Origin of the sequence: Sphingomonas sp., from assembly GCF_040398505.1 — a bacterium.
Classification (GTDB): Bacteria; Pseudomonadota; Alphaproteobacteria; order Sphingomonadales; family Sphingomonadaceae; genus Sphingomonas.
Genome location: NZ_JBBATX010000005.1, coordinates 1 through 14,701, shown reverse-complemented (window position 1 = coordinate 14,701; position 14,701 = coordinate 1). Strand labels below are relative to the sequence as shown.

General features: G+C 65.2%; 15 protein-coding genes. 7 read left to right on the top strand and 8 right to left on the bottom strand.

What is annotated here, in order from left to right; genetic code table 11:
* From purN to ABWP09_RS01415, 3 genes are all read left to right on the top strand, one after another.
* On the top strand, nt 1-549 hold a 549-nt coding region (gene purN / locus ABWP09_RS01425), incomplete at its 5' end, for a phosphoribosylglycinamide formyltransferase (protein ID WP_353203387.1).
* A complete protein-coding gene (locus ABWP09_RS01420; RefSeq protein WP_353203386.1) occupies nt 546-923 on the top strand; it encodes an MmcQ/YjbR family DNA-binding protein in 378 nt (125 codons plus the stop codon). The genes purN and ABWP09_RS01420, both read left to right, overlap by 4 nt.
* Nucleotides 920-1,600 carry a phage holin family protein gene (locus tag ABWP09_RS01415; RefSeq protein ID WP_353203385.1) on the top strand — a complete coding sequence of 227 codons (681 nt, stop codon included), beginning with the start codon at nt 920-922 and terminating at the stop codon, nt 1,598-1,600. The genes ABWP09_RS01420 and ABWP09_RS01415 overlap by 4 nt, the downstream gene beginning before the upstream one ends.
* Here ABWP09_RS01415 and ABWP09_RS01410 read toward each other — a convergent pair.
* From ABWP09_RS01410 to ABWP09_RS01395, 4 genes are all read right to left on the bottom strand, one after another.
* The gene (locus ABWP09_RS01410; RefSeq protein ID WP_353203384.1) at nt 1,597-2,124 is read right to left on the bottom strand and encodes a GNAT family N-acetyltransferase; all 528 of its coding nucleotides are present in this window, start codon (nt 2,122-2,124) and stop codon (nt 1,597-1,599) included. The genes ABWP09_RS01415 and ABWP09_RS01410 overlap by 4 nt on opposite strands.
* Nucleotides 2,117-2,539, bottom strand: a complete 423-nt coding sequence (gene ndk / locus ABWP09_RS01405) for a nucleoside-diphosphate kinase (RefSeq protein ID WP_353203383.1) — start codon at nt 2,537-2,539, stop codon at nt 2,117-2,119. Before ndk ends, ABWP09_RS01410 begins: the two co-directional genes overlap by 8 nt.
* A gap of 78 nt (nt 2,540-2,617) precedes the next feature.
* Nucleotides 2,618-3,058 (bottom strand): DNA polymerase III subunit chi, encoded by a 441-nt coding sequence (locus tag ABWP09_RS01400; protein WP_353203382.1) that lies wholly within the window; start codon nt 3,056-3,058, stop codon nt 2,618-2,620.
* Nucleotides 3,059-3,239: 181 nt separating this feature from the next.
* On the bottom strand, nt 3,240-4,712 hold the full coding sequence (locus tag ABWP09_RS01395; protein ID WP_353203381.1) for a leucyl aminopeptidase: 1,473 nt from the start codon (nt 4,710-4,712) through the stop codon (nt 3,240-3,242).
* A 215-nt stretch (nt 4,713-4,927) separates the two neighbouring features.
* Here ABWP09_RS01395 and ABWP09_RS01390 point away from each other — a divergent pair, with 215 nt between their 5' ends.
* The 4 genes from ABWP09_RS01390 (at nt 4,928) to rsmA (ending at nt 10,466) form a co-directional block, all read left to right on the top strand.
* The gene (locus ABWP09_RS01390; protein ID WP_502959740.1) at nt 4,928-7,162 is read left to right on the top strand and encodes an LPS-assembly protein LptD; all 2,235 of its coding nucleotides are present in this window, start codon (nt 4,928-4,930) and stop codon (nt 7,160-7,162) included.
* 136 nt (nt 7,163-7,298) lie between these two features.
* The gene (locus ABWP09_RS01385) at nt 7,299-8,624 is read left to right on the top strand and encodes a peptidylprolyl isomerase (protein ID WP_353203417.1); all 1,326 of its coding nucleotides are present in this window, start codon (nt 7,299-7,301) and stop codon (nt 8,622-8,624) included.
* 7 nt (nt 8,625-8,631) lie between these two features.
* The gene (gene pdxA, locus ABWP09_RS01380; RefSeq protein ID WP_353203379.1) at nt 8,632-9,630 is read left to right on the top strand and encodes a 4-hydroxythreonine-4-phosphate dehydrogenase PdxA; all 999 of its coding nucleotides are present in this window, start codon (nt 8,632-8,634) and stop codon (nt 9,628-9,630) included.
* Between the two features lie 38 nt (nt 9,631-9,668).
* On the top strand, nt 9,669-10,466 hold the full coding sequence (gene rsmA, locus ABWP09_RS01375; protein WP_353203378.1) for a 16S rRNA (adenine(1518)-N(6)/adenine(1519)-N(6))-dimethyltransferase RsmA: 798 nt from the start codon (nt 9,669-9,671) through the stop codon (nt 10,464-10,466).
* Here the strand turns inward: rsmA and ABWP09_RS01370 are convergent.
* From ABWP09_RS01370 to ABWP09_RS01355, 4 genes are all read right to left on the bottom strand, one after another.
* Nucleotides 10,463-10,969 carry a tetratricopeptide repeat protein gene (locus ABWP09_RS01370; protein ID WP_353203377.1) on the bottom strand — a complete coding sequence of 169 codons (507 nt, stop codon included), beginning with the start codon at nt 10,967-10,969 and terminating at the stop codon, nt 10,463-10,465. The two genes, rsmA and ABWP09_RS01370, sit on opposite strands and share 4 nt — an antisense overlap.
* 34 nt (nt 10,970-11,003) lie before the next feature.
* Nucleotides 11,004-12,176, bottom strand: a complete 1,173-nt coding sequence (locus ABWP09_RS01365; protein ID WP_353203376.1) for an RsmB/NOP family class I SAM-dependent RNA methyltransferase — start codon at nt 12,174-12,176, stop codon at nt 11,004-11,006.
* Nucleotides 12,177-12,215: 39 nt separating this feature from the next.
* Nucleotides 12,216-13,673 (bottom strand): IMP dehydrogenase, encoded by a 1,458-nt coding sequence (gene guaB / locus ABWP09_RS01360; RefSeq protein WP_353203375.1) that lies wholly within the window; start codon nt 13,671-13,673, stop codon nt 12,216-12,218.
* Nucleotides 13,674-13,769: 96 nt separating this feature from the next.
* A partial coding sequence (locus ABWP09_RS01355; RefSeq protein ID WP_353203374.1) for a methyltransferase domain-containing protein occupies nt 13,770-14,701 on the bottom strand: 932 nt, incomplete at its 5' end.

Below are 14,701 nucleotides of genomic sequence, written 5' to 3'. Positions count from 1 at the left end.
AAAAGAGTCGGCGTCCTGCTTTCGGGGCGTGGTTCCAACATGATGGCGCTGGTCGAGCAAGCCAGCGGCTACGAGATCGCCCTGGTCGCCTCGGACAAGCCCGATGCCGCCGGCATCGCCTGGGCGTGCAAGCACGGCCTCGCAACCTTCTTTCAGTCGCCCAAGGGCATTCCCAAGGCCGACTATGAAGCGGCGATCGACGCAGCACTCCACGCCAACGAGGTCGAGATCATCGCGCTCGCCGGTTATATGCGGCTGCTCTCGGACGATTTCGTCGCGCGCTGGCGGGGGCGGATCATCAACATTCACCCGTCGCTTCTGCCCAAATATAAGGGCCTCGACACGCACCTCCGCGCGATCGAAGCCGGTGACGCGGTCGCGGGCTGCTCGGTCCATGTCGTGACCGAGGAATTGGATGGCGGCGAAGTGCTGGGGCAAGCCGAGGTGCCGATCCTGCCCGGCGATACGCCCGACCTGCTTGCGGCGCGCGTGCTCGAAGCGGAGCATCGCCTTTACCCGCGGGTTCTGGCAGAGTTTGTCGCACGATGAGTCCCGATCCGGAAATCCCGCTGGCACGAATCCGCGCGCTAGCCTTGGCGCTGCCCGAGGCTGACGAGCGGCTGTCGCACGGCGCGCCGGGGTTCTTCATCACGAAAGGCAAGTTCTTTGCCTATTTCTGGCACAATCATCACGGCGACGGTGAGACGATCGTGATCGTCAAGACGACGGGCCGCGACGAGCAAGCGATGCTGATCGAACTGGACCCGGACTGTTACTACAGCCCGCCGTACATGGGGCCGTCGGGCTGGGTCGCGATGCGGCTCGACCGCGACGATGTCGATTGGGACCGCGTCGGCGACCGGATCGCGATTAGCTGGGAATTGGTCGCGCCGCGGCGCTTGCTGGAGGCTGGCGGCCGATGAGCGACGAACCAGTCCTACCGATCGAACCTGCAGCAGAACCGGCACCCGCGCCCGACCCGGCGCTGCAAGTCGCCGCGACCGAGGCCGTCGCCAAGGCCGAGGCCGCCGCGACGCGCCGCCGCTGGATCAATCTAGGCGAATTCATCGCCGTCGCAGGGCTGATCATTGCGCTGCTCGGCCTGTATCTCAATTGGGCGGACCGCCGCGAGGAAACGACCGAGAAGCAAGTCGCTTCGGCCAAGGCCGAGCGCGAAAGCGCGCGCTTCGATGTGCGCGCGGTGGCGGCTCCAAACGGTGCCGCATTGCTGCTCCAACATGACGAGCGTCACGCGATCCGCGATGCGATCGTGACCTTCCCGACCGATCTCGGCATCGGCAGCCGGGATACCGTTGCCGACAGTATCGAGCGCGGCTGGTTCGAGCACGCCTTGCTCAAGGCGACCGATGGCGGGCCGGATGCGCGCAGCGGGCGTCTGCCGGTGCTGATCGTGCTGACCTATTGGGACGGCGACACGCCGCGCACCACGCGCGGGATTTACGACATCGGGTGGAAGACTGAAAAGGGCGTGCCGCTGTTCGGGCGGACGCTGAAGCTTGAGAGCTTGCGGTTGCATGAACTGGGCGGTGATCAGAAGCGGCTCGATGCGGTGTGGGCGGCGCAGCGGCCGAAAGGTTAAACGCCGCGCGCGTAGACCAGATCGTCGTGCACCACGCTGCCGACCGTGAATTGCCGCGTGCCGATCACGCTGAAGCCCTGGCGTTCGTAGAAGCGGTGCGCGCGGTGGTTTTCACCCCACACGCCCAGCACGACGCGATCTTTGCCCAGCCGCGCGGCATCGGACAGCGCCTGCGTCATCAGCGCCGGGCCTGCGCCGGTGCCATGCAACCGCCCCATCGCATAGATCCGGCGAAGCTCGATGTCGCCCTCGCGCGGCGCGATCGGGAGATCGACCGACGTCAGGACGGTGTAGCCAAGTGGCGCATGGCCGGGCAGTGCCTCGGCCAGCGTGACGGCGCTGTGCGGATCGCTCGCCCACGCTGCGAATTTCTCGCGCGTGTTGTTGGCGAGGCAATGCGCGACCATGTCCGCGCCGTCGAGCGACCCGGCATAGGTTTCCAGAAAAGTGGCGGACGCGACGAGCGCGAGGGCATCGGCATCTGCCGCCCCCGCGCTGCGCAGCCGCCAGACCGGATCAGCCAACGATTTCGTGCGGTGCGAAGAAATAGGCGATTTCGATCGCGGCATTCTCGTCGCTGTCCGAACCGTGGACGGTGTTGGCTTCGATCGACTCGGCGAGTTCCTTGCGGATCGTGCCGGGCTCGGCATTGGCCGGGTTGGTCGCGCCCATGATGTCGCGGTTGCGCTGCATCGCATTCTCGCCTTCGAGCACCTGCACGATGACGGGGCCGGAGATCATGAACGCGACCAGTTCGCCGAAGAACGGGCGCTCGCGGTGGACGGCGTAGAAGCCCTCGGCCTGATCGCGCGTCATCTGGATGCGCTTCGAGGCGACGACGCGCAGGCCGGCTTCCTCGAGCATCTTGGTGACGGCGCCCGTCAGGTTGCGACGCGTGGCGTCGGGCTTGATGATCGAAAACGTACGGTTCGCGGCCATGACCGTGAAGCTCCTGTAATGTGAAACGGATGTCGGAAGTCGCGGCTCCCTAGTCGGCGCGCCGCGCCGATGCAAGCCTCAGGCGGCTTGCTCCCAGCGGCCGGCCTCGTTCTGCTTCCAATAGCGGCGTTCGATTCCGTCCCGGTCGGCCAGCGCTTTCCACGCAATACGCGCCTCGGCGATGCGCTCGGCATCGAAGAAATGGAAGGCGCGGTCGAAGGTCAGCGCTTCGTCGCGCCAGATTCCGTCGGCCAGCGCGATGTTGCGGGCGGCGTTGGCGGGGGCCGGGTGGGCGGCGATCAGGATCGGTTGCGCGGCGTCCGCTTCCCCGTCCGCAATCGCGTGGGGGAGGAAGGATTCGGGGGTGTAGGTCCAGAGCAAGCGGTCGAGCGCGACGCGTTGCTCTTCGCGATCGGCAATGACGAGCAGTCGACCGCCGCTCTCCACCACGCGCTCGGCGATGCGGGGAAGGACGCGGTCGAGCGGTTGCTGGGTGAGGTGGTAGAAATCGACTTGCACGCTTTTTACTCCCCTCCCGCCTGCGAGTTCGGGGTCGACAGCGCCCCGCGCTGTCGAGGATGCGCCGGGGGCACATCCGACCCCGAACTGGGTTGGGGGAGGGCAGTGTGGAAACGGACTACACTCTGCATTCGGACATCCCCTCCCCTAACCCCTCCCGCAAGCGGGAGGGGAATATCGATCAGCCCTCGAAATGATCCGCCACAAACCGGTCGAGCAGTCGCACGCCGAAGCCGGTCGCGCCTTTGTCGAAGGTCGCGCCAGGCTTATCGGCCCAGACCATACCGGCAATATCGAGATGCGCCCATTTCACGCCGGTATCGACGAAGCGCTGGATGAACTGCGCCGCGGTGATCGAACCGGCGCCGCGCGGGCCTACGTTCTTCATGTCGGCGATCGGGCTGTCGATCAGTTTGTTATACGCATCGCTCAGCGGGAAGCGCCACAAATGGTCGCCCGATGCCTTGCCCGCCGCCAGCAGTTGATCCGCGAGCGTATCGTCATTGGCAAAGCAGCCGGCATGCTCGTTACCAAGGCTGATGATGATCGCGCCGGTCAGCGTGGCGAGATCGATGATCGTCTTGGGCCGGTGTGTCCGCTGGACCCACGTGATCGCGTCGCACAGCACGAGACGTCCCTCGGCATCGGTATTGAGGATTTCGATCGTCTGGCCCGACATGGAGGTGAGAATGTCGCCGGGGCGAATCGCGTCGCCATCGGGCATGTTCTCGACCAGGCCGCACACGCCGATGACGTTGGCCTTGGCCTTGCGCGTCGCCAGCGCCTTCATCGCGCCGACCACGGCACCCGCGCCGCCCATGTCCCACTTCATGTCTTCCATGCCGGGCCCGGGCTTCAGCGAAATGCCGCCAGTATCGAACGTGACGCCTTTACCGACCAACGCCAGATCGGGATCGCCGGCCCCTGCCCCGCTCCATTTCAGCGCGAGCAAGCGCGCTTCCTTGGCGGAACCTTGCGAGACGCCGAGCAACGCGCCCATGCCGAGCTCGCGCATTTCGGCTTCATTGAGCACGGTGACTTCGAGGCCGAGCCCCGCGACTTCGGCCAGCACCTTGGCGACGAAGGTTTCGGGGTAGATGACGTTGGGCGGTTCGGCCACCAGCGTGCGGGTGAGTTCCAGCCCCTCGGTCAGCGCCTTCTGCGTGCTCCAGGCCGCAGCGGTGCCATCGGGGGTGCCGTGCAGCACGACCGAGGTCAGCGTCGGCTTGGCCTTTTCCGACAATTTGGTGCGATAAATGTCATGCCGCCAGCCGCGCTGTGCGGCCGCGGCGGCGAACCGCGCGGCGGCCTTGGGCGTCGCGCCGGCGTTGGCGAAATCGACGCTGGCGCTTTCGACCCCCGAGGTCAGCAGCCGCGCGGTCAGCGCCCCGCCGGCGCGCTCGAAATCGCCTTCACCGCCGGCCCCGGTGCCGAGCAACAGGACCCGACGGACGCCTGCCGGCTCGGCAACGAACGTCTCGACCACGGCCGCCGTCTCGCCTTCGAACCGGCTGGCGCGTGCCGCCGCCTTCACCAGATCGAGCGCGGCGGCGTTGATCAAACCGCTCGCAAGCCGCGCCAGGCCGTCCTTTTCGACGAGAAAGGCGATGGCGGCGCGCGGCGCGGGGACGGCGCTGGAAAGATCGATCTGCATGGAGAAGCCTCGGTTACGACAAAATAGGGATGAGTCGTGGGTATGTAGGACGCCGAGGCCGTGCTGGCAAAGGACGGCGCGTGCAAAGGACCGCGTCACCCATTTTGGCGCAGCACGATTGCAGCATCCGGGCAGCGATGCGATAGGGCGAGACAGATCAGCGGCATCGGACGAGAGTTCCGGGCCTTTTTGCGCCAGGGTATTGTTCCGACGTGATGCGTGCTTCCCTCCTTGCCATGGCCGTATCGCCGTTCGTGCTGATCGCCACTCAGGCATCGGCGCAGGATTTGCAGGCGCGCACCACGCCGCTTCCGCCCCCGTCGGCAACGCCGAGTGCGGGCGACGATCAGGTGAAATTCACTGCCGGCGTGCTGCAATATGACCAGAATGACGAGGTCGTGACCGCGACGGGTGACGTCCGCATGTATCGCAGCGGGGATCGGCTGCGCGCGGACAAGGTCGTGTGGAACCGCAAGACCGGCAAGGTCGTCGCGACCGGCAACATCGCGGTGGTCAATCCCGGCGGCGACACGGCGTATGGCGATTCGATCGAGTTGAGCGACGCGCTGAAGGATGGGGTCGTCGACAATATGTTGCTCGTGCTTGAGCGCGGCGGGCGGCTTGCGGCGCGCAAAGGCACGCGCTCGCTCGATGAGACGGTCGTGCTGGAAGACGCCGCCTATACGCCGTGCACGGTGACCGGATCGGATGGATGCCCGAAGGAGCCGTCATGGAAAATCACCGCCGTGCGCGTGCTCTACCGCCCCGAGCGCGGACGAATCTATTACAAGGGTGCGCGGATCAACCTGTTCGGACTGCCGACGCTGCCGTTACCGGCTTTGTCGAACCCGATCGGCGGCGAAAATAATAACGGCTTACTCAGCCCGGATTTCAAATACGGCCGCGTCAACGGCTTCGAATTTGCCCAGCCCTATCATTTTGCGCTCGCGCCCAATCGCGGGCTGACGATTACGCCGCGTATTTACAGCGCGGTGCTGCCGATGTTGCAGGCGGAATATAGCGCGCTCAACACGCTCGGCTCTTACAAGATCGCGGGCTATGCGACCGCCAGCCCGCGCAGCGTCGATTTGCTGACGCCGACGCCGCCGGGCACGCCCAATTACTTTCGCGGCTATCTCGATGGAGTCGGTCGTTTCCAGCTGAGCCCGAACTGGAGCGCCACCGCTTCGGTGCGGCTCGTCACCGACCGCACGTTCCTGCGGCGCTACGACATTTCGACCGATGACCGCTTGCGCACCACCGCCAGCGTCGAGCGGATCGACCGCGACAGCTATTTCGCGATCACCGGCTGGTATGTGCAGACGCTGCGGGTCGGCGACCGCCAGGGCTTGCAGCCGATCGCGCTGCCCGAAATCGATTTCCGCAAACGCGTCAAAGAGGGCTTGCTCGGCGGGACGTTCGAGTTTCAAGCCAACAGCCTCGCCATAACCCGTCCGGCGGGACAGGATACGCAGCGCGCTTTTGCCAGCGCGAAGTGGGATTTGCGCAAGCTGACGCCATGGGGGCAAGAAGTGACCTTCACCGCCTTTGCGCGCGGCGACGTGTACAATACCAACGATACGCTGGCGACAACGGTGGCAAGCTATCGCGGCAATGAAGGGATCAGTACCCGCGCGATCGGCGCGGTGGCGATCGATGTGAAATGGCCGTTGATCGGGTCGTTCCTGGGCGGCACGCAGCGGCTGACCCCGCGGTTCCAGATTGTCGCGGCACCGCAGATGGCCAACCTCGCTGTCCCGAACGAGGATGCGCGCGCCGTCGATCTCGAGGATTCGAACCTGTTCTCGCTCAACCGCTTCCCCGGCTATGACCGATTCGAGGATTCGACGCGCTTTACCTATGGGCTCGACTGGTCGGTCGATGTGCCAGGGTTCGCCTTCACCACCAATATTGGCCAGAGCTATCGCCTCAACACGCGCGCGACGCTGTTTCCGGACGGAACCGGCCTGTCGCGCCGGATGTCCGACATCGTTGGGCGCACCGAATTGCGGTATCACGATTTCGTGTCGGTGGTGCACCGCTACCGGCTCGACAAGGACACCCTGGTGCTGCGCCGTAACGAACTGGATGCGACGATCGGATCGCGCAACAGCTATGTTCTGATCGGTTATCTGCGGCTTAACCGCAAGATCGACCCGACGCTGGAGGATTTGCAGGATCGCGAAGAGGTCCGGCTCGGCGCACGCGTGCAATTCGCGAAATTCTGGTCGTTGTTCGGGTCAACCGTGATCGATCTGACCGACCGCCGCGAAGACCCGCTGATGCTCGCCGACGGTTTCGATCCCGTGCGCCACCGGCTTGGTGTGCAATATGAGGACGATTGCCTCCGCCTTGGCCTCACGTGGAAGCGCGATTATCAGGACACCGGCGACGCACGCAGCGGCAACAGCTTCCTGTTGACACTGGCATTCAAAAATCTTGGCCGCTAAGCACTGGTTCAGGCAGCGCGTTGCACTGGACCGGTGCCGGTCCAGTGATGGCCGCGCGGGATGGGATTTTAACTACGTGAAGACTGACTTTGCAAAGACGGCTCGTTTCGGCCGCACTATCGGGCTGAGTGTGGCAATGGCTGCGCTCGTTTCGCTGACCGGCGCGTCGATCGCCCAGACCGTGCCAGACGATGCGATGCCGAAGAACAATCTCAACATCCCGGAAAACCTGCAGGTGTTCGGCAAGGTTGACCCCAATATCCGCAAGCCGACCGCGCTGGTCAATGGCGCGGTGATCACCGGCACCGATGTCGATCAGCGCGTCGCGCTGCTGGTCGCCGCACGCGACTTGAAGCTCAATCCGACGGAAATGGCGCAATACAAATTGCTCATCACGCGGCAGCTGATCGACGAAACGCTGCAGATCCAACAGGCCAAGACCGCCGAGGTCAAGATCGCGCCCGACGAAATCACCAAGACCTATGATTCGATCGTAGCGCGCAACTTTGGCAAGACTCCGGCCGATATGCGCGTCTATCTGCGCTCGATTGGCTCGTCGGAGCGTTCGCTCAAGCGGCAGATCGAGGCCGAGCTTTCGTGGAACAAATATCTGCGCCGCAAGGTCGATGTGAATGTCGGCGACGAAGAAGTGAAAGCGATCATCAAGAAGCTGACCGACGCGCAGGGCACCACCGAATATCACGTCCGCGAAATCTATTTGAAGGCCGATGCTGACCGCGCGCAGGAAGTTTTCAATCAAGCCAAGCAAATGATGGCGTCGATCCAAAAGCGCGAGAAAGGCGACGACTCGTTCGGCTATTATGCGCGCGGCTTCTCCAATGCGACGACCGCCGCCACCGAAGGCGATCTCGACTGGTTGAGCGAGACGCAATTGGCGCAATTGCCACCGTCGCTGGTGGAAGCGATCAAATCGATGACGCCCGAGCATCTCGCCGGGCCGATCGAGGTGCCGGGCGGGTTTTCGATCATCTATCTGGTTGAAACCCGCAAGATCGGCGTGGCCGATCCGCTCGATGCGAATTTGACGCTGAAGCAAGTCAGCGTGCGTTTCCCCGAGGGCATCTCGCAAGCGCAGGCCGATGTTCGCGTCACCGAATTCGCCAAGGCGACGCAGGCGATACGCGGCTGTGGCGAAGTGGCGAAGGTCGCTGCGACGCTTGGCGCGGAAGTCGTCGACAACGCCTCGGTGCAAGTTAAGGCGCTCCCCGGCGCCTTGCGCGACATCATGCTGAAACTGCAGGTTGGCGAGGCCAGCCCGCCGTTCGGATCGGTCAAGGACGGGATTCGCACGCTGGTTTTGTGCGGTCGCGACGAAGCGCGCGCCGGAAATGTTCCCGGGGTCGATGAAATGCGCGGCAAAATGGAGAATCAGCGCACCAATTTGCGCGCGAATCAGCTGCTGCGCGATTTGCGGCGCGACGCGATCGTCGAATATCGCTGATCCCCGGATGCTCGCCCCGCTCGCCATATCGATGGGGGATCCGGCCGGGATCGGCCCGGAGATCATCGCCAAGGCGTGGGCGCGGCGGATCGAGGCGGGCTTGCCGCCGTTCTTCGCCACCGGGGACGCACGCGCGATTGCGGCGGTGTGGGATGGGCCGGTCTGCGCGATCACTCACCCCGATGCCGCCAATGGCGTGTTCGAGAAGGCGCTGCCGATCCTGACGGTTGAGGATGGCGGCGAGATCGTGGCCGGTATGCCCGACGTCGAGGGCGCGCGCTGTGCGCTCCGCGCGCTCGAGCTGGCAGCCGGATTGGCCCGGTCGGGCGCGGCGCGAGCATTGGTGACGGGCCCCGTTTCCAAGGCGCAGCTCTACCAGATCGGTTTCACCTATCCCGGACAGACCGAATTCGTCGCCGAACGCTGCGGTATTGCCGGAGAAAATGCGGTGATGATGCTTGCCGGGCCGGACCTGCGCGTGGTGCCAATGACGACCCACGTGCCGCTTTCCGCGGTCAGCGGCTTGTTGTCGATCGACTTGCTCGTCGCCAAGGGCCGCGCCACCGCCCGCGGGCTGATGCGCAATTTTGGGATCCTCGCGCCGCGAATCGCTTTTGCCGGGTTCAATCCCCATGCGGGCGAAAGCGGCGCGATCGGGCGCGAAGAGATCGACATCATCGCGCCCGCGATTGTGCAGCTTCGCGCCGAGGGGATCGACGCGACCGGGCCGTTTGCCGCCGACACGATGTTCCATCCCCGCGCGCGCGCTACCTATGACGCCGCGATGTGCTGTTACCACGACCAGGCGCTGGTGCCGCTGAAGACGCTGTATTTCGACGACGGCGTCAATATCACGCTCGGCCTGCCGATCGTCCGGACTTCGCCCGACCATGGCACCGCGTTCAATATTGCGGGCAAGAACGTGGCCGAACCCGGCGCGATGATTGCGGCGATCCGCATGGCGGGCGAAGCGACCCAGCGCCGCGCCGCTGCTGACGACGCGTGAGCGTATCCGCGACGGCGACACCGCCCGATCTTCCCCCCTTGCGCGACGTGATCGCGCGCTACGGGTTGAATGCAAGCAAGGCGTTGGGGCAGAATTTCCTGCTCGATGCGCAATTGCTGGCGCGGATTGCGCGGATCCCCGGTGACCTGGCCGATGCCGAGGTGCTCGAGATCGGGCCGGGCCCGGGTGGCCTCACGCGCGCGCTACTCGCCGCTGGTGCGCGTGTCACGGCGATCGAGCGCGACCGGCGCTGCATTCCGGCGCTGGCCGAACTGGGCGAGGCGTATCCGGGCAAGCTGCGCGTGATCGAGGGCGACGCGCTGGAGATCGATGCTGCGCCGCTGTTTGACGCCAAGCCGCATATTGCCGCCAATCTACCGTACAATATCGGGACTGCCTTGCTGGTACGCTGGCTGTCGGCGGAGTGGGCCCCGTGGTGGCAAAGCCTGACGCTGATGTTCCAGCGCGAAGTGGCTGACCGGATCGTCGCGCCGACCGATGGCGAGGCGTACGGCCGGCTCGCGGTGCTCGCGCAGTGGCGCTCACGCGCGGTGCTCGCGATGCCGGTGCATCGCTCCGCCTTCACCCCCCCGCCAAAGGTGATGTCAGCAGTCGTCCATATCAGCCCGAGCGATGCGCCCGACGGCGTGCGCTTCGCGACGCTCGAACGGCTGACCGCCGCCGCCTTTGGACAGCGGCGCAAGATGTTGCGGCAAAGCCTGAAAAGCGTGAACGGCGCGTTGGCGGCGCTGGAGCAAGTCGGGATCGACCCGACCCGGCGTGCCGAGACGGTCAGCGTCGCCGAGTTCGTCGCGCTCGCCCGCGCGCTCGGTTAGTCTTTCTTCGGCGCGGTTGCCGGAATCGCCGCCGATGCGGTTACGACCGGCGGCCCCTTGGCGATCGATGCCGACAAAGCGGCAACCTCGGGACAGGCGCGTTTGCCGCACACGGTCCTGATCCGCGCGAGATTGTCCTTGGCGCGCAGCACGGCACCCTTGGCGACCAACGCCTCGCCCTGACCGCGCAGCGCCACGAGATCATTGGGATCGAGCGACAGCGCCTCGCGATAGAGCCGGATCGCCTTGCCCGGCAGGCCGCGACTTTGCGCGACCTGGGCGAGCACGACAAAAGCCTCGCGGTTGCGCGGATCGACCGTCACTGCGGTTTCGAGCGTATCGGTGGCCGCATCGAGATTGCCCGCCACCTGTAGCGCGCGACCCTTGGCGAGCAGCGCGAGCGAGCGCGCATCGACCGCCGGATCGCCACGCTGGCCCTGCACCGCGGTGCCAATGGTCAGCAGCGTCAACGCAGCAGCAACGGCGACGGACGTGTAACGCATGAGATACTCCAGTTTCGACACGGTGGTCAGGCTATCACGCGTGGTGCAAGCGCGCGACAAAAAAGCCGTCGGTCGCGTCATGCGCCGGAGTCAGGCGTGTGCCGGGGCCGTGCCTGCGTCCGGCGGGCAAATCGAGCGCTTGCGCGCGCCAGCCGGGATTGGCGGCAAGGAGCGTGGCGACCTGCCCCGCGCCCTCCTCGTCGAGCAGCGAGCAGACGATGTAGACCAAGGCCCCGCCCGGCTTGACTAGCGCGGCGCCAACCTCGAGCACCTTGCGCTGCGTTTCGACCAGCCGTTCGATCCGGTCGGGGGTGAGCCGCCAGCGCGCCTCGGGGTTGCGCCGCCATGTGCCGGTCCCGGAGCATGGCGCGTCGATCAGCACGCAATCGGCGCTGCCGATCCAATCGTCGAGCATTTCGAGCTCGCGCCCCGGGTTGATCAGGCGGCTCTCGATGATCCCGGCGCGCGCGCGTTCGGCACGCGGGGCAAGCCGCGACAGGCGATTGCGATCGGTATCGGTCGCCAGCACGACGCCCTCCCCGCGCATCACCGCCGCCAGCGCCAGCGTCTTGCCGCCGGCACCCGCGCACAGATCGACGATCCGCTGCCCGGGCTGCGCGCGCGCGGCGAGCGTGACGATCTGGCTGCCGGCATCCTGCACTTCGATCGCGCCGTGGTTGAAGGCGGGGAGGTTTTCGACGTTGGTGCCGGTCGGGAGGCGGAGCCCGTCCGCCAGCCCGGGGATGGGCTCCGCGCCTTCGATTTCGATCACTTCGTCGATCGCGCGGTTGATCCGCACGTCGAGCGGTGCGCGGTCGATCAGAGCCGCGCATTCGGCGTCGTCCAGGTCAGAGCCGTACAGCCGATCGATAATCCAGCGCGGCGCAATGCCGTTGGCGGCCGTGACTTCTTTCTTCCCGATCGGGGCGGGGCCGTGGCCGACGCCGTCAAAGGTTGCGGCGACCTCGCCATCGCTCGCCGCCAGCGCGAGCATCGCGCTACGGCCCGAAGGCGGGCGCTCGCCGACGGCGCGGATCGCAGCGTATACGAGGTCGCGCACCGCGCGCCGGTCTTTCGACCCGGCATAGCGGCGGGTAGCGAAATAGCGCGCGATCAGCGTATCGGCGGCGCCCCCCGAATCACGCGCGGCGGCGATGATCTGATCGAGGAGTTCGATTGCGGCTTGGGTTCTGGCGGATGGGGTCATAGCGCCCTCCCCTAGCCCCTCCCGCAAGCGGGAGGGGAATTATCTTGTCGGATAGTTCGGCGCCTCGCGCGTGATGTCGACATCGTGGACGTGGCTTTCCTTGAGCCCCGCGCCGGTGATCTGCACAAAGCGCGCGCGCGCTTGCAGCTCCTCGATCGTCGCCGAGCCGGTATAGCCCATCGCCGCACGGATGCCGCCGACGAGTTGATGGATCACATCGCGCGCCGGACCCTTGAAGGCGACCTGACCCTCAATCCCCTCAGGCACCAGCTTTAACTGATCCTTGATGTCGCCCTGGAAATAGCGGTCGGCCGAACCGCGGCCCATCGCGCCGACCGAACCCATGCCGCGATAGGATTTGTAGGCGCGGCCCTGAAACAGGAAGGTTTCGCCCGGCGCTTCCTCGGTCCCGGCAAGCAGCGAGCCGATCATGCACGCCGAAGCCCCCGCCGCGAGCGCCTTGGCGAGATCGCCCGAGGTGCGTAAGCCGCCATCGGCGATCACCGGCACGCCCGCCTTCAAGCCAACCTCGGCGCAATCCATCACCGCGGTCAATTGCGGCACGCCGACCCCCGCGACGACGCGCGTGGTGCAGATCGAGCCCGGGCCGATCCCGACCTTGATCCCGTCCGCGCCCGCATCGATCAGCGCGCGCGTCGCCTCGGCGGTGGCGACGTTGCCGGCGATGACCTGCACCGAATTGCTCAGCTTCTTCACGCGTTCGACCGCGCGCGCGACGTCCTTGTTATGGCCATGCGCAGTGTCGATCACGACGAGATCGAGCTCGGCATCGACCAAAGCCTCGGTCCGCGCAAAGCCCTTGTCGCCGACCGTGGTGGCCGCCGCCACGCGCAAGCGACCCGCTTCGTCCTTGGTGGCATTGGGGTAGGTGACGGCCTTTTCGATGTCCTTCACCGTAATCAGGCCAACGCAGCGATACTGTTCGTCCACCACCAGCAGCTTTTCGATCCGGCGCTGATGCAGCAAGCGGCGCGCTTCTTCCTTGCCGACCCCGGCCGACACGGTCGCGAGATTTTCGTGCGTCATCAGCTCGGACACGGGCTGATGCGGGTTTTCGGCGAAGCGAACGTCGCGATTGGTGAGGATGCCGACGAGCTTGCCATCGGCCTCGACCACCGGGATACCGCTGATCCGGTGACGCAGCATCAGCCCCTGCGCGTCGGCCAGCGTGGCCGAGGGCGCGATCGTGATCGGATTGACGACCATGCCGCTTTCGAACCGCTTGACCGCACGCACCGCGGCGACCTGTTCGTCGATTTCGAGATTGCGATGCAGCACACCGATCCCGCCCAATTGCGCCATGACGATCGCCATATCGGCCTCGGTTACCGTGTCCATCGCCGAGGACAGCACCGGAATATCGAGCGCAATCCCGCGCGTCACGCGCGTCGCGGTGTTGGTCTGGCTCGGCACGATGTCGGACTCGGCGGGTACGAGCAGAACATCGTCGAAAGTGAGGCCGAGGCGAATGTCCATGGGTGCCGTGTCCTGCTGGGGAGCGAGTCGTGGCGGTCCATGTAACCGCCGCTCCGGTTTGGCGCTAGGGGCGGTGCGCAAACCGCCTATGCCCGCTCAGCCAGCCTTGGTCACGATGGTGCCAAAACAGGTTGCGACGAACCCGTCGATCCCAACCTTCAAATGACGCGGATCGCCGAGCCGCGCGTTCACATCGGCAGGGAGATCATGACTCCACGGCGGCAAGTCGATGAATTTGTCCATCGGCTTGTCACCCATGTTGAAATCTAGTTCGGCTATGTGGTGACCTTTCGACCGCAATCGTTCGGCGAGCGCCTCAAGATGTTTGCGCTGGAACAGCACCGTCATCCAATTATCGATCGTTGGCCCCGTTTCATCGACGTTCAGCTCCATCGTGTGAATCGCCGTGCCACCGGGGCGTAGCACCGAGAGCGCGTTCTCCACGAAATCGAGCCCCTGCTGAATGCTGCCAAGGTGTTCGAGCGCGCAAATGGACCAGCAAAAATCGTAGTTCTGCAAGCTGGCGGGAATGGCGTTCATGTCGGCTTCGCGGAAGTCGACGTGGGTATCGAACGTAGCCCGGTCGACCAAATGCGGATGAAACGCGCTTTCCAGCGCCGCGACGTGCTGATTCGTGTCGATCCAGCCCTTTGCTTGCGCTGCGTCGCGCGGAAGATCGGTAACCGTCGTCAAAACGCCGCAAGACGCGAGGTAGCTCGGGATCGGCTCGACACCGCAGCCAAAACCCAGCCCACGGACGTTGGGCACGAGATGTCCACGTTCGTAGAGCACTTGCAGGACATAGCCGAATTCCCACAGCTTCCGGTGATAGATGACCGCCGTCTTGAGTTGGGCCGACCAATGCGCGACCCAATCGCTCTCGATATCTTCCTGCGTCGATGCCTTCGACCGCAACCCGACATGCCGCGCGACGGTGTCGGTCCGAACCGGCAGCGCCTCCGTCATGCGACGGGCGAGATCATAGCCAAACGCCTTGAGGTTCAACTCAATCAGGCGAACATTCTTGG